At 74.5% G+C, this 26,303-nt stretch carries 25 protein-coding genes; 16 read left to right on the top strand and 9 right to left on the bottom strand.

Annotated features, from left to right (window positions below; translation table 11 throughout):
- Window positions 1-192 precede the first annotated feature (192 nt).
- From NX801_RS30715 to NX801_RS07230, 5 genes are all read right to left on the bottom strand, one after another.
- Entirely contained in the window at window positions 193-2,937 is a 2,745-nt protein-coding gene (locus NX801_RS30715) for a substrate-binding domain-containing protein (RefSeq protein ID WP_309505795.1), read from the bottom strand.
- Between the two features lie 4 nt (window positions 2,938-2,941).
- Complete coding sequence (locus NX801_RS07215) at window positions 2,942-3,307, bottom strand: hypothetical protein (protein ID WP_258786267.1); 366 nt, start codon at window positions 3,305-3,307, stop codon at window positions 2,942-2,944.
- A gap of 301 nt (window positions 3,308-3,608) precedes the next feature.
- Window positions 3,609-4,871, bottom strand: a complete 1,263-nt coding sequence (locus NX801_RS07220) for a cation:proton antiporter (RefSeq protein WP_258786269.1) — start codon at window positions 4,869-4,871, stop codon at window positions 3,609-3,611.
- Window position 4,872: 1 nt separating this feature from the next.
- Entirely contained in the window at window positions 4,873-5,343 is a 471-nt protein-coding gene (locus NX801_RS07225; RefSeq protein WP_258786270.1) for a cation:proton antiporter regulatory subunit, read from the bottom strand.
- A gap of 232 nt (window positions 5,344-5,575) precedes the next feature.
- Complete coding sequence (locus tag NX801_RS07230; RefSeq protein ID WP_258786271.1) at window positions 5,576-6,904, bottom strand: YihY/virulence factor BrkB family protein; 1,329 nt, start codon at window positions 6,902-6,904, stop codon at window positions 5,576-5,578.
- A 17-nt stretch (window positions 6,905-6,921) separates the two neighbouring features.
- Here NX801_RS07230 and NX801_RS07235 point away from each other — a divergent pair, with 17 nt between their 5' ends.
- The 14 genes from NX801_RS07235 to NX801_RS07295 all read left to right on the top strand — a co-directional run bounded on the left by NX801_RS07235 (window position 6,922) and on the right by NX801_RS07295 (window position 21,356).
- Window positions 6,922-8,559: an acyl-CoA dehydrogenase family protein gene (locus tag NX801_RS07235; protein WP_258786272.1), complete on the top strand. Its 1,638-nt coding sequence runs from the start codon at window positions 6,922-6,924 to the stop codon at window positions 8,557-8,559.
- Window positions 8,560-9,068: 509 nt separating this feature from the next.
- Window positions 9,069-10,604 (top strand): GAF domain-containing protein, encoded by a 1,536-nt coding sequence (locus NX801_RS07240; protein WP_309505796.1) that lies wholly within the window; start codon window positions 9,069-9,071, stop codon window positions 10,602-10,604.
- Entirely contained in the window at window positions 10,601-11,167 is a 567-nt protein-coding gene (locus tag NX801_RS07245) for a GNAT family N-acetyltransferase (protein ID WP_258786273.1), read from the top strand. Before NX801_RS07240 ends, NX801_RS07245 begins: the two co-directional genes overlap by 4 nt.
- A 198-nt stretch (window positions 11,168-11,365) precedes the next feature.
- Window positions 11,366-11,449, top strand: a complete 84-nt coding sequence (locus NX801_RS30980; RefSeq protein WP_428986091.1) for a putative leader peptide — start codon at window positions 11,366-11,368, stop codon at window positions 11,447-11,449.
- Between the two features lie 126 nt (window positions 11,450-11,575).
- On the top strand, window positions 11,576-13,273 hold the full coding sequence (locus NX801_RS07250) for a nitrite/sulfite reductase (protein ID WP_258786274.1): 1,698 nt from the start codon (window positions 11,576-11,578) through the stop codon (window positions 13,271-13,273).
- A gap of 187 nt (window positions 13,274-13,460) precedes the next feature.
- On the top strand, window positions 13,461-13,685 hold the full coding sequence (locus tag NX801_RS07255) for a hypothetical protein (RefSeq protein WP_258786275.1): 225 nt from the start codon (window positions 13,461-13,463) through the stop codon (window positions 13,683-13,685).
- Window positions 13,682-14,413 (top strand): phosphoadenylyl-sulfate reductase, encoded by a 732-nt coding sequence (locus tag NX801_RS07260; protein ID WP_258786276.1) that lies wholly within the window; start codon window positions 13,682-13,684, stop codon window positions 14,411-14,413. Before NX801_RS07255 ends, NX801_RS07260 begins: the two co-directional genes overlap by 4 nt.
- A 98-nt stretch (window positions 14,414-14,511) precedes the next feature.
- Complete coding sequence (gene cysC / locus NX801_RS07265; RefSeq protein WP_428986080.1) at window positions 14,512-15,045, top strand: adenylyl-sulfate kinase; 534 nt, start codon at window positions 14,512-14,514, stop codon at window positions 15,043-15,045.
- Entirely contained in the window at window positions 15,042-15,977 is a 936-nt protein-coding gene (gene cysD / locus NX801_RS07270) for a sulfate adenylyltransferase subunit CysD (protein ID WP_258786278.1), read from the top strand. Before cysC ends, cysD begins: the two co-directional genes overlap by 4 nt.
- A 2-nt stretch (window positions 15,978-15,979) precedes the next feature.
- On the top strand, window positions 15,980-17,311 hold the full coding sequence (locus NX801_RS07275) for a sulfate adenylyltransferase subunit 1 (RefSeq protein ID WP_258786279.1): 1,332 nt from the start codon (window positions 15,980-15,982) through the stop codon (window positions 17,309-17,311).
- A gap of 258 nt (window positions 17,312-17,569) precedes the next feature.
- Window positions 17,570-18,715, top strand: a complete 1,146-nt coding sequence (locus NX801_RS07280; RefSeq protein WP_258786283.1) for an aliphatic sulfonate ABC transporter substrate-binding protein — start codon at window positions 17,570-17,572, stop codon at window positions 18,713-18,715.
- Between the two features lie 142 nt (window positions 18,716-18,857).
- Complete coding sequence (locus tag NX801_RS07285; RefSeq protein WP_258786287.1) at window positions 18,858-19,649, top strand: ABC transporter ATP-binding protein; 792 nt, start codon at window positions 18,858-18,860, stop codon at window positions 19,647-19,649.
- Complete coding sequence (locus tag NX801_RS07290; RefSeq protein ID WP_258786288.1) at window positions 19,636-20,607, top strand: ABC transporter permease; 972 nt, start codon at window positions 19,636-19,638, stop codon at window positions 20,605-20,607. Before NX801_RS07285 ends, NX801_RS07290 begins: the two co-directional genes overlap by 14 nt.
- An 8-nt stretch (window positions 20,608-20,615) precedes the next feature.
- Window positions 20,616-21,356 (top strand): sirohydrochlorin chelatase, encoded by a 741-nt coding sequence (locus NX801_RS07295; RefSeq protein WP_258786289.1) that lies wholly within the window; start codon window positions 20,616-20,618, stop codon window positions 21,354-21,356.
- A gap of 15 nt (window positions 21,357-21,371) precedes the next feature.
- On the opposite strand, the gene NX801_RS07300 is transcribed toward NX801_RS07295, so the two are convergent.
- On the bottom strand, window positions 21,372-21,584 hold the full coding sequence (locus NX801_RS07300) for a hypothetical protein (protein ID WP_258786290.1): 213 nt from the start codon (window positions 21,582-21,584) through the stop codon (window positions 21,372-21,374).
- Window positions 21,585-21,724: 140 nt separating this feature from the next.
- Between NX801_RS07300 and NX801_RS07305 the strand changes: the two genes are divergently transcribed.
- The gene (locus NX801_RS07305; protein WP_428986081.1) at window positions 21,725-22,114 is read left to right on the top strand and encodes an SRPBCC family protein; all 390 of its coding nucleotides are present in this window, start codon (window positions 21,725-21,727) and stop codon (window positions 22,112-22,114) included.
- 154 nt (window positions 22,115-22,268) lie between these two features.
- Here NX801_RS07305 and NX801_RS07310 read toward each other — a convergent pair whose 3' ends face one another.
- The gene (locus NX801_RS07310; protein WP_258786291.1) at window positions 22,269-22,820 is read right to left on the bottom strand and encodes a DUF1697 domain-containing protein; all 552 of its coding nucleotides are present in this window, start codon (window positions 22,818-22,820) and stop codon (window positions 22,269-22,271) included.
- A gap of 86 nt (window positions 22,821-22,906) precedes the next feature.
- A complete protein-coding gene (locus NX801_RS07315; RefSeq protein ID WP_258786292.1) occupies window positions 22,907-24,151 on the bottom strand; it encodes a S8 family peptidase in 1,245 nt (414 codons plus the stop codon).
- Between the two features lie 397 nt (window positions 24,152-24,548).
- On the opposite strand from NX801_RS07315, the gene NX801_RS07320 reads away from it, so the two are divergent.
- Window positions 24,549-25,415, top strand: coding sequence for an aminoglycoside phosphotransferase family protein (locus NX801_RS07320; RefSeq protein ID WP_258786293.1), 867 nt, complete (start codon window positions 24,549-24,551; stop codon window positions 25,413-25,415).
- Window positions 25,416-25,422: 7 nt separating this feature from the next.
- Here NX801_RS07320 and NX801_RS07325 read toward each other — a convergent pair whose 3' ends face one another.
- On the bottom strand, window positions 25,423-26,157 hold the full coding sequence (locus tag NX801_RS07325; RefSeq protein WP_258786294.1) for a 3'-5' exonuclease: 735 nt from the start codon (window positions 26,155-26,157) through the stop codon (window positions 25,423-25,425).
- Between the last annotated feature and the right edge of the window lie 146 nt (window positions 26,158-26,303).

Here is a 26,303-nt window from a genome sequence, read left to right on the forward strand (position 1 = left end):
TCCGGCCGGGCCGGGCGGGCCGGGACCGCCTGCCGGGCCGGGGCGGCAGGTCGCGGGGGCCTCGGGTCCGTGGGCCTTCGGTCTGTCGGCCTCGGGTCCGTCGGCCTCGGGTCCGTGGGCCTTCGGTCCGTCGGCCTCGGGTCCGTCGGCCTCGGGTCCCTTGGCTCCGGCTCCGGGAGTCGCATGGCGGTCTCAGGGCTCCTCTCCCGGGTCACCGGTGCCGGTGCGGGCGACCTCGGCCCGCACTCCGGCCGCCAGATCTTCCGAACCGTCCACGCACCGGCCGCCGCTCGCCTCGGCGATCCGGGCGTCGGCCTTGCCGGCCGCGCAGGCGCCGATGTCCAGCGAGGCCATCACCACCGGGACCGCCGCGGCGCGCAGAGCCCCGAGCAGTTCCGTCAGCCGGGCGCCGGTGAGCCGGTCGTGATCCTCGTCGTCCGTCACGTACACGATGAGCCGGGGGCTGTCGTCGCCGGCGTTCCGGGGGCGCATGGCGTCGAGCGCCGAGCGGAGCGCCGCGTAGGGATCGGCTTCCAGGTCCGCGACCCGGGCCCGGGCGAGCGCGGCCTCGGCCTCGGCACGCCGGGCGTGCGCGGCCAGCGCGAGCAGGGGGGTGTACGCGCGCTCCGCGCCGGGCGCGGCGGACACGGTCCAGACGCCGTACGCGTCCTCGCCGCCCAGGTCGTCGAACGCCTGCCGGACGATTCCCGGGGCGCCGCTGGGGCCGTCCCAGAGCGGCTGCATGGAACCGGAGTTGTCGAGCAGGAACAGCACCCGGCCGGGCCCGCGCGCCTTGCGGTAGCCCTCCAGGGCCGCGGCGACGGCGGCGACCGGGGCCTGGTCGGGCAGCGGCCCGGGGTCCGCGAGGGTGCCCTCGGCCGGCGGCGCGGTCGTCCCGCTCCCGGCGCCCGGGCCCTCGCCGGAGCCGGGGCGGTAGCCGTCGGCGGTGAAGACGGCCACCCCCGCCGGGCCGGTCAGCCACTGCCGGAACCGCTCCACGGCCGCCCGCCTGGCCGGCGCGTCCCGGGTGGCCCCCGCCCACGCGACGCGGACGAACGGCAGCGCGAGCCGGGGCACGTCCGAGGGATACTCGGCCACCCGGGGCTCCCGGGTCCTGGCCTCGCAGCGGGTGCCGGTGCGCAGCAGATGCTCGGGGACCAGCGCGGCGGTGCTCCGGTCGGCCGCCGGGTCCCGGGGCAGCGCGCAGAGCAGGGCCCGGCCGTCCGGCGGCGTCGGTCCGCCGGACCAGAGCGCCCGCTCGGCGCCGGGGGCGGCCCCGGGGAGCCCGCCGTACAGCCCGACGGTGGCCAGCAGGGCGGCGTCGGTGTGCTCGGGGTCGGCGCGGGCCACGGTGAGCGGGTGCGCCGCGAGCAGCTGGGCGAGCGACCGGCCGCTCCGCTCGCCCTGGTCCGCCGGGGCCAGCCTCCCGGGCACCGCGAGCACCAGCGGCGAGTGCACGAAGGGCTCCCCGGCCGTCAGCGTCACCGGTGCTCCCCCGCCCTTTCCCCCACCGTCGGCATCCGCATCCGCATCGCCGTCGGCCGTGCCGGGCCCGGCCCAGGCCACGCTCGCCACCGAGCCGGGAATCCAGACGTCCGGCTGCGGCCCGACGTCCCGCTGGGGGTTGGTGGTGGCGTCCGGGGACTGCCAGAACCTGGCCTGCTCGCGGAAGGCGGTGATCACGGCGGTGGCCCGGGCGCTGTAGACGGTGATGCCACTGCCCCGGCAGCCGTGGTCGCGGTCGGCGTCGGAGTTCAGATACGCGGCGGCCGCCCTGCGCACCGTCGGTGCCGCGTCCGGATCGGTGAGCACCCGCAGCTCCAGCGGCGGCGGGCAGGAGGCGGGCTCCTCGGACGCCCACAGGGCGCGTAACGCCGGGTATCCCAGGGCGCCGAGCAGGCCGAGCAGTCCCAGGACGAGGCCGAGCGCGGCCGCCCCGCCGGCGGACCGGCGCCGCCCGGACCGGCCGGCCCCCGGCTCTCCCCTCGCCCCATTGCCGCCGACCGGTCCCGCCGTACCGGGTGCGTACTCCCGGCCGCCCGGGGCCGCCGGTCCGGTGTCCGGCTCCCCCGGGACCGCGCCGCCGCCGTCCGGCGAGGGCCCCGGCTCCGTACCGTCACCGTCCTGGCCGGCACCGCCATCGGGGCCCGCCGGGGGCGTGCCGAGCCCGGCGAGCAGCACATCGGCCGCCTCGGCCGGGCAGCTGTGCGGCAGCCAGGGAGTGGGCGGACGGCGGAGGGTGGTGTGGTGGGCGGACATGTAGGCGGTGAGCGCGTCGGCCAGGTCCGCGAAACCCACCTCCCCGCCGCGCCCCGTCACCCCCGTTTCGAGCAGCTGGACGAGGCGGGCGGTGAACGGTGTCGGGGTCGCCGCGTCCCCCGCGTCGATACGGTCGTTGGCCTCCACACAGGCGAGCAGCGAGACCCGCCGGCGGTCGGCGGCGGGCAGCTTGTTCCAGGCGGCCGAGGCGTTCCCTGCGTGGCAGCAGTCGAGCACCACCACGAGCTGCTCGGCCCGGGCGTGGGCCAGCGCGGCGGGCAGCAGCTCCGTCCAGCGGACCGCCCGCAGCACCACCGGCGGGCCGCCCGGCACGATGGTGGTTCCGGGCATGGCGAGCCACAGCTCGTCCGGGTCGTGGTAGCTGGAGACCAGACCGTGGCCGGCGAAGTAGAGCAGCAGCAGCCCCTCGGCCCGCGCGCAGGCGCGGGTCAGCTCCCGGTAGAAGGCGTCGGCGCCGTCCGGTTCGGCGAGGGTGACCTCGTCGGGCCCGAAGACCCCGCCGGCCCGCAGCGCACGGGCGAGCCCGGTGGCGTTGTGCCGGACGGCGGCGATGTCGCCCAGCGCCCCGGAGGGATCCGGCGGCCGGTCGGAGTGGTACCGGGGGACGGTGACGACAAGTGCGTGGTTCCTGCTGCCGCGCGGGTCGAAGCGCGCCACCGGGTCACCCGGCGTCGTCGCCGTCCACGGTGACATCGAAGTCCGGCGGGTCGTCGTCACCGACGGACCTGCGGTTCTCCTGCCATTCCCGTACCGCGCTCTTGGCCTGCTCCATGAGTTCGAGCACCACGACACCGGTGACGCCCTGCACCACCACCAGGACGATCTCCGAGCCGAGGCCCATCGGCGTCCCGGTCGCGTCGGCCACCGGCCGCTCCTGGAGCCTGCACTCCCCCCTCGCCAGCCGCTCGCTCAGGAACCGCTCGCGCGCGAGCCAGACCCGCAGGGCCTCCACATCGCTGCCGGGCGTCTCCCCGGCCGGCCTGATCCGGATGACCTGACGCGGCGCCCCACCCTCCCCGTATGCCATGGCTCACATCATGGCACGGGGGGCGCCGGGAGGAACCGGCCTTGTACGGATCTCCCGCCCGCCGTCCGGACGGCCCGCGAGCCGGGCTGTCGCGGACACCTGGACGGCAGCGGGGCCAGGGCGACCGCGGGCGCCCGGGCGGCCACGCACAGCGGGCGGCCACGCACAGCGGGCGGCCACGGACGGCGGGCGGCCACGGACGCCGGAACGGCCACGGGACCGAGTGGCCACGGCTCCCGGGGCGACGGCTCCGGGGACGCGGGCGGTGACGGACACCGGGACGGCTCCGGGTTCCGGCGGATCAGCTGGCGGCCGGGGTCCCCGGGGCCTCGGCCAGCTCCTCGTGGCCGGCCGGGGGCGGGGCCGGGGGCCCGGCGGGCGGCGGGGCGGACCCGGCGGGGGTGCCCCGGCCCAGCAGGCCGCGCAGCCGGCCGACCGCGGGCTCGGTCCAGCGGGCGGTGAGCGGGCCGAGGACGACCAGGATCAGGACGTACGCCGTGGCGATCGGCCCGATGCGCGGCTCGGTGCCCACCGCGAGCCCCGCGATCACGATGGAGAACTCGCCCCGGGCGACCAGCGCCCCGCCCGCCCGCAGCCGGCCGCGCGCCCCGATCCCGGCCCGGCGGGCCGCGTACCAGCCGGTGACGATCTTGGTGGCGGCGGTGACCAGGGCGAGCAGCAACGCGGGCAGCAGCACCGGCGGGATGTCGGCCGGGGCGGTGGAGAGCCCGAAGAAGACGAAGAAGACCGCGGCGAACAGGTCGCGCAGCGGGGTGAGCAGCTTCCGGGCGCCCTCCGCGACCTCCCCGGAGAGGGCGATGCCGACGAGGAAGGCGCCGACGGCGGCCGAGACCTGGAGCTGCTGGGCGATCCCGGCGACCAGCACGGTGAGCCCGAGCACGACCAGGAGCAGCATCTCGGGGTTGTCCGAGGAGACCGCCCGGCTGATCACCCGGCCGTGGCGGAGGGCGGCGTACAGCACCAGACCGACGGCGCCGAGGGCGATGAGCAGGGTGATGCTGCCGCCGGCCAGGCCGACGCCGGCCAGCAGGGCGGTGAGCAGCGGCAGATACACCGCCATCGACAGGTCCTCGATGACCAGGACGCCCAGGATGACCGGGGTCTCGCGGTTGCCGAGTCGGCCGAGGTCGGTGAGCACCTTGGCGATGACCCCGGAGGAGGAGATCCAGGTGACCCCGGCGAGGGCCACCGCGCCGGTCGGCCCCCAGCCGAGGAGCAGCCCGGCCACCGCGCCCGGCACGGCGTTGAGCGCGAAGTCCACCGCGCCCGAGGGGTACTGGGTCTTGAGACTGGTGACGAGTTCGGAGGCGCTGTACTCCAGGCCGAGCAGGAGCAGCAGCAGGATGACGCCGATCTCGGCGCCGACCGCGACGAAGTCCTCACTGGCGTTGAGCGGCAGCAGTCCGCCGTGGCCGAAGGCGAGTCCGGCGAGGAGGTAGAGAGGTATCGGGGAGAGGCCGACCCGCCCGGCGAAGCGGCCTATCAGCCCGAGGCCGAGGATGACCGCCCCCAGCTCGATGAGGAGCGCGGTGGTGTCGTGCATGTCAGCCTCCGCCGACGATCGCGGCGAGGGCGTCCACACCCTCGCGGGTTCCGACGGCGACGAGGGTGTCCCCGATGGCGAGCCGGAAGTCCGGGCCCGGGGAGGGATGGGCGCTGTGGCGGCGGAGCACGGCGACGATGGAGGCCCCGGTGCGGGTGCGCGCCTTGGTGTCGCCCAGCTGCCGGCCGCCGTAGGGCGAGCGGGCGGTGACCGGGATGTGCTCGGTGACCAGGTCGAGACCGTCGGTGCGGACCGCGTCGATCGGCGCCGGGTCGACGAGGTGGGCCAGCGCGGTGGCCTCGCCGGTGGTGAGCTGCACCGACGCCTGGCAGGTGTCGGGATCGTCGGGCCGGTAGAAGCCGAGGAACCGGCGGCCGTCGTGGTGGACGACGACGGATATGTGCTGGCCCGCGTCGGTGACGAAGTCGTACTGCGTGCCGACGCCGGGCAGCGGGGTGCGGCGGGTACCCATGTCGCTCCTCCGGTGGGTCGCCCGGACGGCGCGGGGCGTGCGACGGGGTGCGACACGGCGCGCGAAGGGGCGGATGGGGGGGTGCAGTGGCGCGTAAGGATCTTTCTTTACCGTATCATTACGTTCCTTTGCCCGACGAGGCGGTTCCGGCCGGTATGCCCGTCCGGGCCTCGGGCGGGCCCACCGGCGCCCGGGACCCGGGACCGGGGGCCCGTGACCGGGACGGGGTCTTCTAGCGCCGCTGGTCCCCGTTGCGGCCGGGCGGGGTGTTCCAGGGGTCCCACCAGGCCCCGTCGCCTCCCCCGGCTCCGTTCTCGCCGCCGTTCAGGGGCTCCCCGGGCGCCTCGCCCCTCTCCCCCGGCCGCTCCTCGCGTCCCTTCCGATCCGCCCGCCCCTTCTGCTCCTGCTTGCCCTGCTCCTTCTGCTTGCCCTGCTCCTTCTGCTCCTTCTCGCGGGAGCTCTGCAGCCGGGAGCGGACGTCCTCCGGGGGAAGGAAGCGGGACCACCGCTCGGGGAACTCCGACGGCATGTCCGGGTCGTCGTCGTCCAGTTCCTCGACCGCCGACTTCGCCCGGGCCACCAGCGCCGCCGCCTCGGCGGTGCGCGCCCGCTCGGTCTCGGCGCGGGCGGCGGCGGTGGCGACGGACGGCCAGACCCGGTCGATCGCGGCGTTCACGGCCGCGCCGACCAGCACCGCGAAGGCCGAGATGCCGATCCAGAGGAGGACCGCGATGGGCGCGGCGAGCGAGCCGTAGATGGTGGGCCCCTCGACGGTGCTGGTCAGATAGAGCCGCAGCCCGAAGCTCCCCAGCACCCACATCGCCAGCGCCACCAGGGCCCCCGGCACGTCCTCGACCCAGGGCGAACGGACCGGGACCGAGACGTGGTACAGCGTCGTCAGGAAGGCGATCGACAGCAGGATCACCACCGGCCAGTAGAGGATCGCGACGACCTCGGTGCCCCAGGGGACCAGCTCCACCACCCGGTCGGGCCCCACCACCGCCAGCGGCAGCACCACCGCGCCGATCACCAGCGCCACCAGGTAGAGCAGAAAAGCGAGCAGCCGGGTGGCGACGATCCCCCGGTGGCCGTCCAGGCCGTACATCACGGTGATGGTGTCGATGAAGACATTGACCGCCCGGGAGCCGGACCAGAGGGCGATGGCGAAGCCGATCGAGATGATGTCGGGGCGGCCGTTGCGGGTGACGTCGGCGAGCAGCGGCCGGGCGATGTCGTTGACGCTCCGGTCGGAGAGGAAGGTGCCCACCGCGTGAAGGATGTTCTTCTCGATGGAGGAGACCGTCGTGGTGCTGGTCCAGTCGTCCATGTAGCCGAGCAGGCCGAGCAGGCCGAGCATCAGCGGCGGCAGCGACAGCAGGGTGAAGAACGCCGCCTCGGCGGCCAGCCCCAGGATCCGGTACTCGACGCACGAGTTGACCGTGTCCTTCAGCAGCAACCAGGCCATGCGCCGCTTGGAGACATTGCGGTAGAGGGCCCTCGCCCGGTGGAGCCGGCCGGACGCTTTCGGCGACGACTCGGGTGTTTCATTTGCTGCCTGCACCTCTTTACCGTAGCCGCATGGCGACCAGCACCCACACAGTGACCAACCAGGCTCCGCCCCTGGTCGGATACGACGTCTACACCGCCGACCGGGCCCTCACCGAGGCGGTCGAGCGCCACCTCCCGGAGGAGCTGCGGGACGAGGCGCGGCGGGAGCTGTCCTCCCTCGGCACGACGGCCGGTTCCGCCCAGGCGCAGCAGTGGGGGGTGCTCGCCAACGAGAACCCGCCCCGGCTGCGCACCCACGACCGGTACGGCAACCGGATCGACGAGGTCGAGTTCCATCCGGCCTGGCACCGGCTGCTGGGCCACGCGGTGACCAACGGGCTCACCGGCGCCTGGAACCGGCCGGGCGGCCATGTGCGGCGGGCGGCCGGCTTTCTGGTGTGGACCCAGACCGAGGCGGGCCACGGCTGCCCGCTGTCGATGACCCATGCCGCGGTGCCCGCGCTGCGCACCGACCCCGAGCTGGCGGCCGAGTGGGAGCCCCGGCTCACCTCGCGGGTGTACGAGGGCGAGGACCCGCTGCCGCCCGCCGGGAAGAGCGGGGTGCTCTTCGGGATGGGGATGACGGAGAAGCAGGGCGGCAGCGACGTACGGGCCAACACCACGGCGGCGGTGCCGCTGGCGGAGGCGGGGACGTACGCGCTGACCGGGCACAAGTGGTTCTGCTCGGCACCGATGAGCGACGGCTTCCTGGTGCTGGCACAGGCGCCCGGGGGGCTCACCTGCTTCCTGGTGCCCCGGGTGCTGGCGGACGGCGGCCGGAACGTCTTCCGGATCCAGCGGCTCAAGGACAAGCTCGGCAACCGGTCGAACGCCTCCGCCGAGGTGGAGTTCGACGGCACCTGGGCGCGCCGGGTGGGCGAGGAGGGGCGCGGGGTGCGGACCATCATCGGGATGGTGGCGGCCACCCGGCTGGACTGTGTGCTGGGCTCGGCGGCGCTGATGCGCCAGGCGGTGGCGCAGGCGGTGCACCACTCGGCGTACCGGAGCGCCTTCGGCGGGGTGCTGATCGAGAAGCCGCTGATGCGGAACGTGCTGGCGGATCTGGCACTGGAGTCGGAGGCCGCGACCACGCTGGCGCTCCGGCTGGCGGCGGCGTACGACGACGGCTCGGAGCGGGAGCGGGCGTTTCTGCGGATCGCGGTGCCGGTGGCCAAGTACTGGGTGACCAAGCGGTGTACGCCGGTGGCCGCCGAGGCGCTGGAGTGCCTGGGCGGCAACGGGTACGTCGAGGAGTCGGGCATGCCCCGGCTGCTCCGCGAGGCGCCGCTCAACTCCATCTGGGAGGGCTCCGGCAATGTCCAGGCGCTGGACGTGCTGCGGGCGCTGGGCCGGGAGCCGGGCGCGATGGACGCCTTCCTCCGGGAGGTGGGCGCCGCCCGGGGCGCGGACCACCGGCTGGACGGGGCGGTCAAGGATCTCCTCACCGAACTGGCGGATCTGGAGGGCGTCGAGGCCCGGGCCCGCCGGCTGGTCGAGCGGATGGCGCTGGTGCTCCAGGGGTCGCTGCTGGTGCGCTGGGCGCCGCCGGCGGTGGCGGACGCGTTCTGCGCCTCCCGGCTGGGCGGCGACTGGGGCGCGGCCTTCGGCACCCTGCCGGGCACCCTGGACCTGGGCTCGGTGGTCGAGCGGGCCCGCCCGGTGGACTGAGGGAAGCGGACGGGTGCCTTCCGGCTCGGGTGGACGGCCTGTGGTTCCGGTGGACGGCCCGCGCTTCCGGTGGGCGGGCGACTCGGCGCGCTCGTGGGCCCGGCGACCGCCTCGGGGCCCGGGCCCGCACACGGGGAGGGCGGAGGCCCGGGCGCCCGGAGGCAGGCGAGTGGGGTGGTGCTGCGCCGACACGGCACCACCCCGTCGCCGTACCGGCGGACCGGTACGCCCTCACTGTCGTACGGGACGGGGGGCGCCCGCGAGAGTTGCAAGAGGTTGCGGTTTCGGCCGGATCCTTGCGTCGGCCGCCGCCCGGGAAGGGGGAATATCCGAGGAGACGGCCGACGCCGGAGGGCCTCGGGACCATCGGGACACGGCGAACGCCGGAGGGCCTCGGGACGACCGGGTCACGGCGAGACGCCGGAGGGCCTCGGAATGACCGGTACGCCGAAAAGCGTCCGGTACGCGGAAGAGCGGAAGAGATGACGGCACCAGTGGGGAGGGCCGGAATGCCGGAAGCCACCGTGCGGACCGTGGAGATGGGCCGGCTCGCCGGCATGGACGCCCGGGAGGCGACCCGGCTGCTCCAGCGGGTCCGGGACACCGCGCTGCGGGGCGGGCGGCCCACCCCCGGGCCGCGCGCGGACATAGGGGCGTCGTGGCAGCGGATGATGCGTACCGGGGTGGACCCGGACCGTGACCGCCGCTCGGGGCTGCTGGGCCCGGACGAACTGGCCCGCCGCCGGGCCGAGTCCCCGCTCGCCCAGGTGCTTCCCGTGCTGCGGGAGGGGTTGATGGCGGGTACGGGCGGCGGACCGATGCGCCACATCATGGTCGTGGGCGACGCCGAGGGGCGGGTGCTCTGGCGCGAGGGCCACCCGGCGGTGCTGCGCAGCGCGGACATCCACGGCTTCGTCCCGGGCGCGGACTGGCGGGAATCGACCGTCGGCACCAACGGCCTGGGCACCTCGCTGGTCACCCGGCGGCCGGTGCAGGTGCACTCGGCCGAGCACTTCGTGTCGACGCACCACCCCTGGACCTGTGCCGGCGCGCCGATCACCGACCCCCGGGACGGCACCCTGCTCGGCGCCGTGGACGTCAGCGGGCCGCTGGGCACCATGCAGCCGCTGACCCTGCTGCTGGTCGCCTCGGTGGCCCGGCTGGCCGAGGCGGAGCTGCGCAACCGGCACCTCACCGAGCTGGCCCGGCTCCGGTCGGTGGCCGCGCCGCTGCTCTGCCGGGTGGGCGGCCGGGCCCTGGTGGTGGACCCGCACGGCTGGACCGCGGCGGTGACCGGCGTGGCACCGCCGGACCGGCTGCCGCTGCCGGCGTCGTTCGCGGCCGGCCGGGTGTGGCTGCCGTCGCTGGGGGCGTGCGTGGCGGAGCCGCTGCCGGGTGGCTGGCTGCTGCGGGTCGTGGACGAGGAGCCGGCCGCCGGGGCCGGGGCCGGCCGGGTGGTGCTGGACATGAGCCGGCCGCGCCGCTGGACGGTGGAGGTGTCCGGGGCGGCGGGCGGCTGGATCCAGGAGCTGAGCCCGCGCCATGCCGAGCTGCTCTATCTGCTGGCGGTGCACCGGGACGGGCGGACGGCGGCGGAGCTGGCCGGCGACCTGTTCGGCGACCGCACCCGCACGGTGACCGTCCGGGCCGAGCTGTCCCGCATCCGGCGCACCCTGGCGGGCGTGCTGGACCACCGGCCGTACCGCTTCCGGGACGAGGTGGAGGTGGCGGTGGTGCCCCCGGCCGACCCGGCGGACCTGCTCCCCCACTCGACCGCCCCGGCGGTGGCGGCCGCCCGCGCCGGCCGGGCCGGGCCCCTGACCGGAGCGCGGAGCGCGGGGGCGACGGGGGCGGGGAGGCTTTCGGTGGACATGGTGTCCACTCCGTGGGACGGGCCGCACCCAGCGGGCCCGGTGGACCCGCGAGGCCGGCCGGGCCTGCCAGATTCGCCGGGCCGGCCGGGCCTGGCGGGCAGGCCGGGACGGGCCGCGGTCGACCGGCCGGTGGCGGGGCGGCCGGCCGGTCGTGGTTCGCTGGGGCCATGAGCATCACCGTGACCACCTGGTCCCTGGAACAGACCTCGCCCGAAGATCTGCGCCCGGCCGCCGAGCCGCCCGGGGACATTCGGATCGTCCGGGCCGGGGTGCCCTCGCCCGAGTTCAGCCGCTTCCTCTATTCGGCCGTGGGCGGTGACATCCACTGGACGGACCGGCTGGGGCTGACCCGTGCCGAGTGGCGGGAGATCCTGGAGCGTCCGGGTGCCGAGACCTGGGTGGCGTACGAGAACGGCACGCCCGCCGGCTATGTGGAGCTGGACGCGCAGGACGACGGGACGGTCGAGATCGCGTACTTCGGGCTGATACCGGCCTTCCGGGGGCGCCGGATCGGCGGTCATCTGCTGTCGTACGGGACGGCCCGCGCCTGGGACCTGGCCGAGCGCCGGCCGGAGCGCGCGCCGACCAAGCGGGTCTGGCTGCACACCTGTTCACTGGACGGTCCGCACGCGATGGACAACTATCTGCGGCGCGGTTTCCGGCTCTTCGCCACCGAGGTGGCCGAGCAGGAGGAGCGCCCCACCCCGGGCCCCTGGCCGGGCGCCCACGACTGACCCGCCCCGTACGGCTCCGGCCGGGTCGGGCCCGGAGCCGTACGCCCCCGGAACCCGGGATTCCGGCGGATTCCCGGGCCGGGCACGCTTCCCGGCGCCATGTGGTCCGCAGCACAGTCATCTCGTATCGCGAGACAGAGTAGTCCACATCACGGACAAAGCTGGACTGGCTCCGAACTCCCGTGCCAGGCTTCCGCCATGTCTTCAGCTGGAACCGCCCTGGTGAGTCGACGCCACGTCGACCTCGGCCGCATGTCCAGCGCCATCTGTCCGGTGAGCTGAGCGACCCAGCACCTCCGCGAGACACCGACCTCCTCATCTCCCCGCACACGCGGCGCCATCCCGTGGCCTCGCCCGCGTATGCGCAGGTCAGAGCCGCCCTCCTGCAGTCCCGAAGGACGTATCGCCATGGCCGCCACCCCGGAAAAGCCCGCTCCCGCCGCCGCCCGACGCAAAACCGGACGGCATCGCGGCGAGGGTCAGTGGGCCGCGGGCCACTTCACGCCCCTCAACGGCAACGAGCAGTTCAAGAAGGACGACGACGGTCTCAATGTGCGGACACGCATTGAGACGATCTACGCCAAGGCGGGATTTCACTCCATCGACCCCAACGACCTGCGCGGGCGCATGCGTTGGTGGGGTCTGTACACCCAGCGCAAGCCCGGTATCGACGGCGGCAAGACCGCGATCCTGGAGCCGGAGGAGCTGGACGACGAGTACTTCATGCTCCGGGTCCGTATCGACGGCGGGCGGCTGAGCACCGAGCAGCTGCGGGTCATCGGGGAGATCTCCCAGGAGTTCGCGCGCGGCACCGCCGACATCACCGACCGGCAGAACGTCCAGTACCACTGGATCCGGATCGAGGACGTCCCCGAGATCTGGCGCCGTCTGGAGGCGGTGGGCCTCTCCACCACCGAGGCGTGCGGCGACACCCCGCGCGTGGTGCTCGGCTCGCCGGTCGCCGGGATCGCGGCGGACGAGATCATCGACGGGACGCCCGCCGTCGAGGAGATCTACCGCCGGATCGTCGGCAACCCGGACTTCTCCAATCTGCCCCGGAAGTTCAAGTCCGCCGTCTCGGGATCGCCGCTGCTGGACGTGGCGCACGAGATCAATGACATCGCCTTCGTCGGGGTGCGCCATCCCGAGCACGGACCGGGCTTCGACCTCTGGGTCGGCGGCGGGCTGTCCACCAACCCCAAGATCGGGGTCCGGCTGGGCGCCTGGGTGCCGCTGGACGAGGTGCCGGACGTCTACACCGGCGTCATCTCGATCTTCCGCGACTACGGCTACCGGCGGCTGCGCAACCGGGCCCGGCTGAAGTTCCTGGTGGCGGACTGGGGCGCGGAGAAGTTCCGGCAGATCCTGGAGGACGAGTACCTCGGCCGGAAGCTGGCCGACGGACCGGCGCCCGAGCAGCCGGTGGAGCGGTGGCGGGACCACGTCGGGGTGCACCGGCAGCGGGACGGCCTCTACTACGTCGGCTTCGCCCCCCGGGTCGGCCGGGTGGACGGCGCCACGCTCACCAAGATCGCCGAGGTGGCGGAGGCGCACGGCTCCGGCCGGCTGCGCACCACCGTCGAGCAGAAGATGATCGTCCTCGATGTGCACGAGGAGCAGGTGGACTCGCTGGTCTCGGCGCTGGAGTCGCTGGATCTGCGGGTGACCCCGTCCCCCTTCCGGCGCGGCACCATGGCCTGCACCGGCATCGAGTTCTGCAAGCTGGCGATCGTCGAGACCAAGGCGCGCGGTGCCTCGCTCATCGACGAACTGGAGCGCCGTCTCCCGGAGTTCGACCAGCCGATCACCATCAACATCAACGGCTGCCCCAACGCCTGCGCCCGTATCCAGGTGGCGGACATCGGCCTCAAGGGCCAGCTGGTGCTGGACGACGCGGGCAACCAGGTGGAGGGCTTCCAGGTACACCTGGGCGGCGCGCTGGGCCTGGAGCCCGGTTTCGGCCGCAAGGTGCGCGGGCTGAAGGTCACTTCGGAGGAGCTCCCCGACTACGTCGAGCGAGTGCTCCGCCGCTTCCAGACCGAGCGCGAGGCCGGCGAGCGCTTCGCCACCTGGGCGGCACGCGCCTCCGAGGAGGCTCTCTCGTGAGCGTCGCACGCGCGGCCACCGGGCCGCACCCGACGACGAAAGCCGCGCCCCCGCGCCGCGCGGGCGGAGAAGCGAACCAACAGGCACGGAGCGTCGCACGCGCGGCCACCGGGCCGCACCCGACGACGGAAGCCGCGCCGCCGCGCCGCGCGGGCGGAGAAGCGAACCGTGTGAGGGAGGCGCAGTCGTGAGCGAACGCGCCGCACCGTTCTACTGCCCCTACTGCGGGGACGAGGATCTGCGACCGAGCGAGGAGGGGCACGGCGCCTGGGAGTGCGCGGGGTGCAACCGGGCCTTCCGGCTGAAGTTCCTCGGGCTGCTGTCCCGGGGGCTCCGCCCGGGCGCGGCGTCCGGACCGGCGGACGCCCCCGGCCCGGACAGCCCCCCTCAGGCCGACGGAGGCACGACATGACGACGCCCGCTCAGGAGGCCGGCGAAGCTCAGGAGGCCGAAAAGGCCGCCCGGCTCAGGGAGTTGGCCGAGCGGGCCGGCCGGGAGCTGGAGGACGCCCCGGCGCTGGAGATCCTCTCCTGGGCGGCGAGGACGTTCGGGGAGCGGTTCTGCGTCACCTCCTCCATGGAGGACGCCGTCGTCGCCCATCTCGCCGCCCGGGCCCGGCCCGGTGTGGACGTGGTCTTCCTGGACACCGGCTACCACTTTCCCGAGACCATCGGCACCCGGGACGCGGTGGACGCGGTGATGGACGTCCGGGTCATCACGCTCACTCCGCGCCGCACCGTGGCCGAGCAGGACGCCGAGCACGGTCCCCGGCTGCACGACCGGAACCCCGACCTGTGCTGCGCGCTGCGGAAGGTGGCCCCGCTCGAAGAGGGGCTGACCGGCTACGACGCCTGGGCGACCGGGCTCCGCCGGGACGAGTCGCCGACCCGCGCCGGCACCCCGGTCGTCGGCTGGGACGAGCGGCGCCGGAAGGTGAAGGTCTCCCCCATCGCCCGCTGGACCCAGGACGACGTGGACGCGTACGTGGCCGAGCACGGGGTGCTCACCAACCCGCTGCTGACGGACGGTTACGCCTCCGTCGGCTGCGCACCCTGCACCCGCCGGGTGCTGGAGGGCGAGGACGCCCGGGCCGGCCGCTGGGCGGGCCGCACCAAGACCGAGTGCGGGCTCCACGGATGACGGGCGCGCACAGCCCGTCCGCCGCCCACCCCCGCACCCGCCCGCCGGGCGAGCACCACCACCCGACCACCACCCCACCGCACCCACGGGAGACACACGTGACTGGGGCCACCATCTGGCTCACCGGACTGCCGAGCGCCGGCAAGACGACCATCGCGCACGCGCTGGCGGACCGGTTGCGCGCGGAGGGGCGCCGGACCGAGGTGCTCGACGGCGACGAGATCCGGACGTTCCTCTCGGCGGGCCTCGGCTTCGGCCGCGAGGACCGGCACACCAACGTCCAGCGGATCGGCTTCGTCGCCGAACTGCTCGCCTCGCACGGGGTGCTGACGCTGGTACCGGTGATCGCCCCGTACGCCGGCAGCCGGGAGGCCGTCCGCAAGCGCCACCAGCAGGAGGGCACCGCCTATCTGGAGGTGCATGTGGCGACCCCGGTCGAGGTGTGTTCGGTACGCGATGTGAAGGGGCTCTACGCCAAGCAGGCGGCGGGCGAACTGACCGGGCTCACCGGGGTGGACGACCCGTACGAGGAGCCCGCCTCCCCCGATCTGCGCGTCGAGGCGCAAGCCCAGACGGTCCAGGAGTCCGCCGCGGCGGTCCACGCGCTGCTCACCGAGAGGGGTCTGCTGTGACCTCGGTCGCCCCCGCCCACGACGGCACCGACAGCCCGTTCGCCCTGTCCCACCTGGACTCGCTGGAGTCCGAGGCGGTGCACATCTTCCGGGAGGTGGCGGGCGAGTTCGAGCGCCCGGTGCTGCTGTTCTCCGGCGGCAAGGACTCGATCGTCATGCTGTGGCTGGCGCTCAAGGCGTTCGCGCCCGCCGCCGTGCCGTTCGCGCTGCTGCACGTGGACACCGGGCACAACTTCCCGGAGGTGCTCGCCTACCGGGACCGGGTGGTGGCCCGGCACGGGCTGCGGCTCCATGTGGCCAGTGTGCAGGAGTACATCGACGCGGGCACCCTGCGCGAGCGCCCGGACGGCACCCGCAACCCGCTGCAGACCGTGCCGCTCACCGATGCCATCCGGCACCACCGGTTCGACGCGGTGTTCGGCGGCGGACGGCGCGACGAGGAGAAGGCCCGGGCCAAGGAGCGGGTGTTCTCGCTGCGGGACGAGTTCTCCCAGTGGGACCCGCGCCGCCAGCGCCCCGAGCTGTGGCAGCTCTACAACGGCCGGCACGCGCCCGGCGAGCACGTACGGGTCTTCCCGCTCTCCAACTGGACCGAGCTGGACGTCTGGCAGTACATCGCCCGGGAGGGGATCGAGCTGCCGGAGATCTACTTCGCGCACGAGCGGGAGGTGTTCTCCCGCGACGGCATGTGGCTGACCGCCGGGGAGTGGGGCGGGCCGAAGGAGTCGGAGCCGGTGGAGACCCGGCTGATCCGCTACCGCACGGTCGGGGACATGTCCTGCACCGGCGCGGTGGAGTCCGACGCGACCACCCTGGACGCGGTGATCGCGGAGATCGCCGCCTCCCGGCTGACCGAGCGCGGGGCCACCCGCGCCGACGACAAGCTCTCCGAGGCGGCGATGGAAGACCGCAAACGCGAAGGGTACTTCTAGTCATGACGAGCACCACCGAGCGGCTCAGCGCGACCACGCTGCTGCGGTTCGCCACCGCCGGTTCCGTGGACGACGGCAAGTCCACCCTGGTCGGCCGGCTGCTGCACGACTCCAAGTCGGTGCTGGCCGACCAGTTGGAGGCGGTCGAGCACGCCTCCCGCTCGCGCGGCCAGCAGGCCCCGGACCTGGCGCTGCTCACCGACGGGCTGCGGGCCGAGCGGGAGCAGGGCATCACCATCGACGTGGCCTACCGCTACTTCGCCACGCCCCGCCGCCGGTTCATCCTCGCGGACACCCCCGGCCATGTGCAGTACACCCGGAACATGGTCACCGGGGCCTCCACCGCCGAGCTGGCCGTGGTGCTGGTGGACGCCCGCAACGGCGTGGTCGAGCAGACCCGCCGGCACGCCGCCGTCGCCGCCCTGCTGCGGGTGCCGCATGTGGTGCTGGCGGTCAACAAGATGGACCTGGTGGGGTACGAGGAGGCCGTCTTCGCCGCCATCGCGCGGGAGTTCACCGCGTACGCCTCCGAGCTGGGCGTCCCGGAGATCACCGCGATCCCGATCTCGGCGCTGGCCGGCGACAATGTGGTGGAGCCGTCCGCGCACATGGACTGGTACGGCGGCCCCACCGTCCTGGAGCACCTGGAGACCGTGCCGGTCAGCCACGATCTGACCGGCTGCCCGCCGCGCTTCCCGGTGCAGTACGTCATCCGGCCCGGGACGGCCGAGCACCCGGACTACCGGGGCTACGCGGGCCAGATAGCCTCCGGCGCGCTGCGGGTGGGCGATCCGGTGACCGTGCTGCCCTCGGGCCGCACCTCGGTGATCACCGCGATCGACGCGCTGGGCACCCCGGTGGACATCGCCTGGGCCCCGCAGTCAGTGACCGTCCGGCTCGCCGACGACATCGACATCGCGCGCGGCGATCTGATCGCCCCCACCGCGACCGCCCCGGCCACCACCCGCGAAGTGACCGCCACCGTCTGCCATGTGGCCGACGAACCGCTGGTCCCGGGGCAGCGGGTGCTGCTCAAGCACACCACCCGTACGGTCAAGGCGATCGTCCAGGAGATCCCGTCCCGGCTCACCCTGGACGACCTCTCCCAGCACCCGTCCCCCGGGCGGCTGGTGGCCAACGACATCGGCCGGGTGCGCGTCCGCACCGCCGAGCCGCTGCCGCTCGACTCCTACGCCGACTCCCGGCGCACCGGCTCCTTCCTGCTCATCGACCCGGCCGACGGCACCACCCTGGCGGCCGGCATGGCGGGCGACTCCCTCACCCCGGCCGCCGCCCCGGCGGCACCCGCCGACGACGAGGGCTGGGACTTCTGATGGCGCTCACCCTCCGGTACGCCGATGTGTACGCGACCTTCGCCAAGGAGGGCGGCCGGATCGGCAGCGGCAGGCTCGGCAGCGGGCAGGGCGGAGTGGCCCGATGTGCCTGACCGCCGCCGCCCGCGCGCCCCGCGCCCCCCACGGGCGTTTCCGCACGACCGTACCGCCGCCCCCACGAAGACCCGACCGCCTCCCGGCCGCGTCCCCGGATCCCCGGAGGACCTGAACACCGGGCCAACGAGAGGACCCCCTCCCGTGTCCGCACCGTCCCGCCGTCTCGCCGCCCTCCGTGGCTCCGCCGGCCACACCGGACTCACCACCCGCCGCGGGCTCGCCGCCGTCGCGGCCCTGCCCCTGCTGATCGGGGCGCTCGCCTCCTGCGGCTACGGCTCCGAGGCCACCGCCGACAAGAAGGTGGCCGCCCAGGGCGAGAAGCTCTCGGCCGGCGAGGTGCGGCTCGGCTACTTCCCCAACCTGACCCACGCCACCGCGCTCGTGGGTGACCAGGAGGGCCTGTTCCAGAAGGAGTTGGGCGGCACCCAGCTGAAGGTCTCCACCTTCAACGCGGGTCCCTCCGAGATCGAGGCGCTCAACGCGGGCTCCATCGACATCGGCTTCATCGGCCCCTCGCCCTCCATCAACGGCTATGTGAAGTCGAAGGGTTCCAACCTCCGGATCGTCGGCGGCGCGGCCTCCGGCGGGGTGAAGCTGGTGGTGAACCCGGCGAAGATCAAGACGCTGGACGACGTCAAGGGCAAGCGGATCGCCACCCCGCAGCTCGGCAACACCCAGGACGTGGCCTTCCTGCACTGGGCCGCCGAGCGCGGCTGGAAGGTCGACCCGCAGAGCGGCAAGGGTGACGTCTCGGTGGTGCGCACCGACAACAAGGTGACCCCGGACGCGTACAAGTCCGGCTCCGTGGACGGTGCCTGGGTGCCCGAGCCGACCGCCTCCAAGCTGGTCACCGAGGGCGCCAAGGTCCTGCTGGACGAGTCCACGCTGTGGCCTGGTGACAAGTTCGTCATCACCAACATCATCGTGTCGCAGACGTTCCTCAAGGAGCACCCGGACGTGGTGGAGGCGGTGCTGCGCGGCTCGGTGCGGACCAACGCCTGGATCAACGCCCACCAGGAGAAGGCCAAGGCGTCCGCCAACGAGAAGCTGAAGGCGCTCTCCGGGAAGGCGCTGGGCGACCAGGTGATCGACGCGGCCTGGCCGTCGATCCGGTTCACCGACGACCCGCTGGCGAGCACCCTCCAGGCGCAGGCGGACCACGCGGTCGGCGCCGGGCTGCTCAAGAAGCCGGACCTGAAGGGGATCTACGACCTGCGGCCGCTCAACAAGGTACTCAAGGCCGAGGGCAGGCCCGCGGTGGCCGACGCCGGCCTCGGCACCCCGTAGCCGCAGGGCCCGTACGGCCGCACCGCCGAACAGGCATACGCCGTACGGGCCGTGTCCCCACCCGTCCGCCGGACGTCCCGACCCGGTGACGACCCGGCTCCCAGGCAATCCGACATCCCGACATCCCCAGGAGGTGACGATCATGGCCACCGCATACGCCGAGGCCGGTGACCGTACGGCGGCGGCGACCCACGCCGCCCGGCTGACGCATGTGTCGAAGTCCTTCGCCGGCCCGGCGGGCCCCCAGCTCGTGCTGGACGACATCTCGCTCGATGTCGCACCCGGCGAATTCGTCACCCTGCTGGGGGCGTCCGGCTGCGGCAAGTCCACCCTGCTCAATCTGGTCGCCGGACTCGACCGGCCGACCGCGGGGTCCATCGAGACCACCGGCGGCCGGCCGGCCCTGATGTTCCAGGAACACGCGCTCTTCCCGTGGCTCACGGCGGGCAAGAACATCGAACTCGCCCTGCGGCTGCGGGGGGTGGCGAAGGCCGGGCGCCGCGCCGAGGCCGAGCGGCTGCTCGGTCTGGTACGGCTCGGCGGCGCGTACGGGAAGCGGGTGCACGAGCTGTCCGGCGGGATGCGCCAGCGGGTCGCGCTGGCCCGGGCGCTCGCCCAGGACAGCCGGCTGCTGCTGATGGACGAACCGTTCGCGGCGCTGGACGCCATCACCCGGGACGTGCTCCACGACGAGCTGACCCGGATCTGGCGCGAGGCCGGCGTCTCGGTCCTGTTCGTCACCCACAACGTGCGCGAGGCGGTGCGGCTGGCCCAGCGGGTGGTGCTGCTCTCCTCGCGGCCCGGGCGGGTGGCCCGGGAGTGGACGGTCGGCATCGAGCACCCGCGCCGGATCGAGGACGCCGCGGTGGCGGAGCTGTCCGTGGAGATCACCGAAGAACTACGGGGGGAGATCCGCCGCCATGGCCGCGACTGAGACGACGACCGCCAAGACCCCGCCCGGGCCGGGAACGCCGGGATCCGGAACTCCGGGGCCGGGGGCTCCGGGGCCGGGGGCTCCGGGGCCGGGGAAGAACGCCGACGACCTGGCCGGTCTCGAAGCGGGACTGGACGCGCTGGAAACGGTGCGGGAGCAGCGGGTGCCGGTCCGGGAGGTGCTGCTGCGCAAGGTGCTGCCCCCGGTGACCGCCGTCGCGCTGGTCCTGGTGGTCTGGCAGCTGCTGGTCTCCGGCGGGGTCACCGACAGCTACAAGCTCCCGCCGCCGTCCGCCGTCTGGGACAGCCTGACCGCCATGTGGCTGCAGGGCACCCTGCTGGACGTCCTGTGGACCTCGGTCTCCCGCGCGCTGCTCGGCTTTCTGATGGCACTCGCCATCGGCACCCCGCTGGGGCTCCTGGTGGCCCGGGTGCGGGTGGTCCGGGCGGCGATCGGCCCGATCCTCTCCGGCCTCCAGTCGCTGCCCTCGGTGGCCTGGGTGCCGCCCGCGGTGCTCTGGCTGGGGCTCAATGACTCGATGATGTTCGCGGTGATCCTGCTGGGCGCGGTGCCGTCGATCGCCAACGGCCTGGTGGCCGGCGTCGACCAGGTGCCCCCGCTGTTCCTGCGGGCCGGCCGGACCATGGGGGCGACCGGGCTGCGGGGCGCCCGGCACATCGTCATGCCGGCGGCGCTGCCCGGCTATCTCGCCGGGCTGAAGCAGGGCTGGGCGTTCTCCTGGCGGTCGCTGATGGCGGCGGAGATCATCGCCTCCTCGCCCGATCTGGGCCTCGGCCTCGGCCAGTTGCTGGAGAACGGCCGCAACAACATCGACATGCCGGGCATCTTCCTGGCGATCATCCTCATCCTGGTCGTCGGCGTCGCCATCGACCTGCTGGTCTTCAGTCCGCTGGAGCGGTGGGTGCTGCGCAGCCGGGGCCTGCTGGTCAGGAGCTGAACGTTTCCATGCACGCCTCCCCCGTCCTTCTCGTCGTCGCCCACGGCAGCCGGGACCCCCGGCACGCCGCGACCGTCCACGCCCTGGTGCGCCGGGCCGCCGCGCTCCGGCCCGGGGTGCGGACGGAGACGGCGTTCCTCGACTTCAATGTGCCCTCGGTGCCGGCCGTGCTCGACCGGCTGGCGGCCGAGGGGGCACGGGAGGTGGTGGCCCTGCCGCTGCTGCTGACCCGGGCCTTCCACGCCAAGTCCGACCTCCCCGCCGCGCTGCGGGAGGCGCCGCCGGGCCTGCGGGTGCGCCAGGCCCCGGTGCTCGGCCCCTCCCCGCTGCTGCTCGCAGCGGTGGAACGGCGGCTGTACGAGGCCGGGCTGAGCCCCGGCGACAAGTCCGGCACCGGGGTCGTCCTGGCCTCGGCGGGCTCCACCGACCCGGAGGCGGGCGCGGCGATCGCAGAAACGGCGCGGGAGCTGCGGCGCGCCGGTTGGTGCGCCGTGCGGCCCGCGTTCGCCTCCGCTTCCACGCCCCGTACGGAGGACGCGGTCCGCGCCCTGCGTGCCCAGGGGGTGGCCCGGGTGGCGGTGGCCCCGTACGTCATCGCGCCCGGCCGCCTTCCGGACCGCATCGCCGCGGGCGCCGCGGGCGCGGACGTCCTCGCCGGCGTCCTCGGTCCCGCCCCCGAACTGGCCCGGCTGCTGCTCACCCGCTACGACGAGGCCCGTGCCTGGCGGTCCCACGCCGCCGTCGCCTGAGCCCCGGCGCGGCCGTCAGGCCCGGTTCTGCCGCCTGGCCCGCCACCTCCGCCCCCGCTCGGGCGCTCCCTTCAGCATGCCGTCCCGCAGCCAGCCGAGGCCCGCCGCCAGCGGTGTCACCGCGAGACCGACCAGCAGCGCCTTGTCCCACTCCATCCCGTCGCGCCGGAAGCGCAGCATCAGCACACAGATCACATACAGCCCCACCGCGTAGAGCGCGATCTTCATTGCTCTTGGCATCCCCATGCGCACCCGGGTACCCCGCCACGGGCGCTGAAGGCCCGTCATCCGGAAGGTCGCACGCGGGTGCGGCGGGGGCCGGTGGGCACCACGATGGGGTTTTCGGCGGACGGGTACGGAGGTGGCCGGTGACGGAGGTGCGGCTTCGGGCGGCGGGGACGGCGCCGGTGGAGACGGTGTGGCGGCGGTATGTGACGCCGGGGTGCTGGCCGGAGTGGTCACCGCAGATCCGGGCGGTGCGGGTGGCCGGGGACCGGGTGGTGCCGGGGCTGCGCGGGGAGATCCGGACGGTGCTCGGGGTGGGCGTGCCGTTCGTGGTGGAGGCGGTGGACGAGGAGCGGCGGATCTGGAGCTGGCGGGTGCGGCTGGGGCCGGTCCGGCTGCGGCTGCGCCACGAGGTGCGGGAGCGGCCGGGCGGCGGGGCGCTGACCGAGCTTCGGGTGACGGGACCGGTCTGGGCGGTGGCCGGGTACGCGCCGCTGGCCCGGCTGGCGCTGAGGCGGCTGGTACGGCGCTGAGCCGGGCGGGGGCCTCGGGCGCGGGGCCCGTGCCGGTCCGGGCCCCGGACGCGGCACCGGTCCGGGCAGGCGCGGGGCGGGCGGGCGGACACGCGGCCGGGCGCCGGCCACCGGGCGGGCGCGGGGCCGGTGGGCCGGGCGCGGCCACCGGGCGTCAGCCGCCGGTCAGTTCGGCCAGCTTCCGGACAGTGTTCCAGTTGCGCGAGGTGGCGACGAGGCCCCGGTTCAGCGCGGGGCGGGAGAGCGCGACGGCCAGTTTGGAGCGGCCCAGGCCCTCGGGCGCGTACAGATAGAGCGCCCGGTCGCCGAGCCGGAACTCCTCGGGCCGGAAGGCGTCCGCGTCCAGCGCGGCGAACCGGTCGGCGGCGACGGGCCCGGAGAAGAAGGTGACGTGCAGTTGTCGGCCCTCCAGCCGGCCGGCCGGGAAGGGGCAGGCGTCCCGCACGGACCGGAGGTAGGGACCGGAGCGGACCAGGCAGTCGACGCGGAAGCCGAACCGCTCCTCGATCGCGGTCTCCAGCTCGGCGGCGAGGGCGTCCTCGCCGGTGCCGGAGGCGGCGGTGAAGACCGCGTTCCCGCTCTGGAGATAGGTGGTCGCACCGGTATGGCCCAGGCCGGTGAGCAGGTCCCGCAGCTCGGCCATCGGGACCTTCTTGCCGCCGCCGACATTGATTCCGCGCAGCAGGGCGGCGTAGGTGATCTCCATGGCCCCCATCCTGACAGAACGGGCGGTGGCCGCCGTGCCCCATGGGGGCGGGCACGGCGGCCACCGGTTCTGGGAGGGTAACCCCGCTACTGGACGATCCTCAGCAGCTTGTTGGGCGTGCCCTGGGTGGCGTTGGTGATCTTGCCCGCGGTGGCCCCGTCCACCAGGGCCCTGGTGACCTGCTCGGGCGTGGCGTCCGGGTGGCCGGCCAGATAGATCGCGGCGGCGCCGACCACGTGCGGGGTGGCCATGGACGTACCCGAAAGGGTCTTGGTGCCGGTGTCGCTGTCGTTCCAGGCCGAGGTGATGGAGGAACCGGGGGCGTACAGGTCCACCAGCGTGCCGAAGTTGGAGAAGTCGGACTGCTGGTCGGCGGTGGTGGAGGAGGCGACCGTGATGGCCTCGGCCACCCGCGCCGGGGAGACCTGCTGGACGTCCTGGCTCTCGTTGCCGGCCGCCACGCCGAAGGTGATCCCGGCCGCGACGGCGCCGCGCACGGCCGCGTCCATCGCCTGGTCGGCACCGCCGCCGAGGCTCATGTTGGCGACCGACGGCCCCTGGTGGTGCTCGGTCACCCAGTCGATCCCGGCCACGACCTGATCGGTGGTGCCGGCACCCGAGTCGTCGAGCACCCGGACGGCCACGATCTTCGCCTTCTTGGCGACACCGTGGGCGGCTCCGGCGAGGGTGGCCGCGACATGGGTGCCGTGGCCGTGTCCGTCACTGGCGTCGGTGTCGTTGTCGATGGCGTCGAAGCCGGAGGTGGCCCGGCCCTCGAAGTCCTGGTGGGTGAGCCGGACACCGGTGTCCACCACATAGGCGGTGACGCCCTCACCGGCCGTGTCCGGATAGGTGAACTTCTTGTCCAGGGCGGCGTCGGTCTGGTCGATCCGGTCGAGCCCCCAGGAGGGCGGATTCTCCTGGGTGGCACTGACAGTGGTGGCGCCGGCCGCGGCGGAGCTGATCCGGAACGTCTTGTTCTGCACCACGGCGGAGACCGCCGGGTCGGCGGCGAGTTCCTTCGCCTTGGCCTCGGACAGGTTGTCGGCCGAGAAGCCGTTGACGGCGAAGGAGTAGGTGCGCTTCAGGGTGCCGCCGTACTTCTGCGCCAGCCGTTGTTTGGCCGCCTTGTCGGTCTCGGCGGACCGGCCGTGCAGCAGCACGATGTAGCTGCCGGTGACGGCGCCCTGGGCGCCGGCCCCGTGGACCGTACCCGCCGGGGGCTTGGGAGGGGGGACGGCGGCGCCGGCGAAGGACATGCCCAGCACGCTGACTCCGGCCACCGCCGCCAGGGCGGCGGCGAGCCGGGATCCACGCTTGCGAGTGGTCATGTAGAGGGGTCTCCTCGTCATTCTGTGGGGGGACCGGCCCTCGGACGGAAATCCTCCGGGCGCCGGCTCGAAAGACTGGCGGATTGACGCGCTCATATCAAGAGCGTCGCCCGACCGGGACCCACTCAACAACGAGCCGACATCAAAAACCAGCCAAATCCGGGCATGTCGTCTCCCTGCACCCTCGTTCGAACCACCACCCCCGCCGGAGACCGCACGCCCGGCCGTGCGGGTGGCCCCCGGCCCGGGCGGGCGGCCGGCGGCCCGCCGCTCCGGGGATGCGAGACTGCCGGAGCCGGGCGCCGGCGAACCGGCCCCGGCGCGGCCCGGTACGGACCGGGGCACGGCGGCGGCACATGGCCCATGGCGCGCGGACAGCGGAAGGAAGCGGACGACGGTGGACGAGGCACGGGCACGGGAGGTCCTGGCGGCGGCCGGGGTGGCGGGCGCGGCGGAGGTGGCCGGCGCGGAGCTGCTGGCGCTGGGCGAGAACGCGGCCTTCGGCGTCGGTGACCTGGTGGTGAAGGTGGGCCGGGACGCCGAGCTGCTGGCCCGCGCCGAGCGGGAGCTCGCCGTCTCCGCCTGGCTGGCCGGGTGCGGTGTCCCGGCGGCCCGGGCGGCGGAGCCGGCGCCCCGGCTGGTGGCCGGGCACCCGGTGACCCTCTGGTACCGGCTGCCCGCCGCCGTCCGGCCCGCCGAGCCCCGCGACCTGGCGCCGCTGCTCCGGGCCGTGCACGCGCTGCCCGAGCCGCCGGTCCCGCTGCCGCGCCGGGACCTGCTGGGCGGGGTCGAGCGCTGGCTGCGGCTGGCCGGGGAGGCGGTGGACCCGGCGGACGCCGCCTATCTGCGGGAGCGCCGGGACGGGTTCGCCACCGCCGCTGCCGCGCTCACCCCCCGGCTGACGCCGGGTCCGGTCCATGGCGACGCGCTGCCCCGGAACGTCCAGGTGGGCCCGGACGGACCCGTGCTAGTGGACCTGGAGACCTTCTCCTCGGACCTGCGGGAACACGACCTGGTGGTGCTCGCGCTCGCCCGCGACCGGTACGGCCTGGACCCGGCGGCCCATGACGCGTTCACCCGGGCCTACGGCTGGGACGTACGCGAGTGGGACGGCTGCGCGGTGCTGCGCGGCGCCCGGGAGACGGCCAGCTGTGCCTGGGTGGCCCAGCACGCCCCGTACAACCCGAAGGCGCTGGCCGAGTTCCGCCGCCGGGTGGCCTCGCTCCGGGACGGCGACCCGGAGGTGCGCTGGTACCCGTTCTGACGCCGGTTCAGGGTGTCCGGACCGGGGTGCCCGGGACCGGCTCCCGCAGCGGCCAGACCGGGTCGATCACCGCGTCCGGGCTCCCCTTGCGGCGCAGGAACCCCTGGAAGTCGGCGGCCCACTCGGCGTACCACCCGATCTGGCGGTCATGCAGCTCGGCCGGGGTCAGCGCGGCCACCGAGGGGTGCCGCCCGGCTATCGCCCGGGCGACCAGCACCGCCGCGAGCGCGTCGGCCGCCGCCTCGTGGGCACCGTCCAGCCGTACGCCGTACTCCCCGCAGACCGCCTCCAGATTGCGCTTGCCGCGCCGGTAGCGGTCGACGGCCCGGTCGATGGTGTACGGATCGATCACCGGACCGGCCGGGGCGCCGCCCAGCCGGTCACCGAGCGACGGCAGCCCGTACCGCAGCAGTTCGGCGGCGAGCAGGGTCAGATCGAAGGCGGCATTGTACGCCACGACCGGGACACCCCTAGCCCAGTATCCGGTGAGCGCCTCGGCCAGCTCCTCCGCCACCTCGCGGCCCGGGCGCCCGTCGGCGGCGGCCCGCTCGGTGCTGATGCCATGGATGGCGGACGCCTGCGCCGGTATCCGGACGCCCGGATCGGCCAGCCACTGCCGACGGGCCGTCACCTCCCCGGCCCGCACCTCCACGATCGCCGCCGTCACGATCCGCGCCTCGCGCGGATCCGTGCCCGTCGTCTCCAGATCGAAGCCGACGAGCGTCTCCCCGTGCCAGCCCATGCTGCTCCTTCCACGGTGCTCTGGTGCGTTCCCCCGTCCGGGCGCGCCGGACGCGCGGCGCCCTGGTGCGCACGGTCCCGCGGTGCACTCCCCCTGTGTCCTTCACCCTGGCACGCGCCACTGACAACGCCGTCCCCGGCTCCCTC

This window comes from Streptomyces pyxinae (genome assembly GCF_024756275.1).
Taxonomy (GTDB): Bacteria; Actinomycetota; Actinomycetes; order Streptomycetales; family Streptomycetaceae; genus Streptomyces; species Streptomyces pyxinae.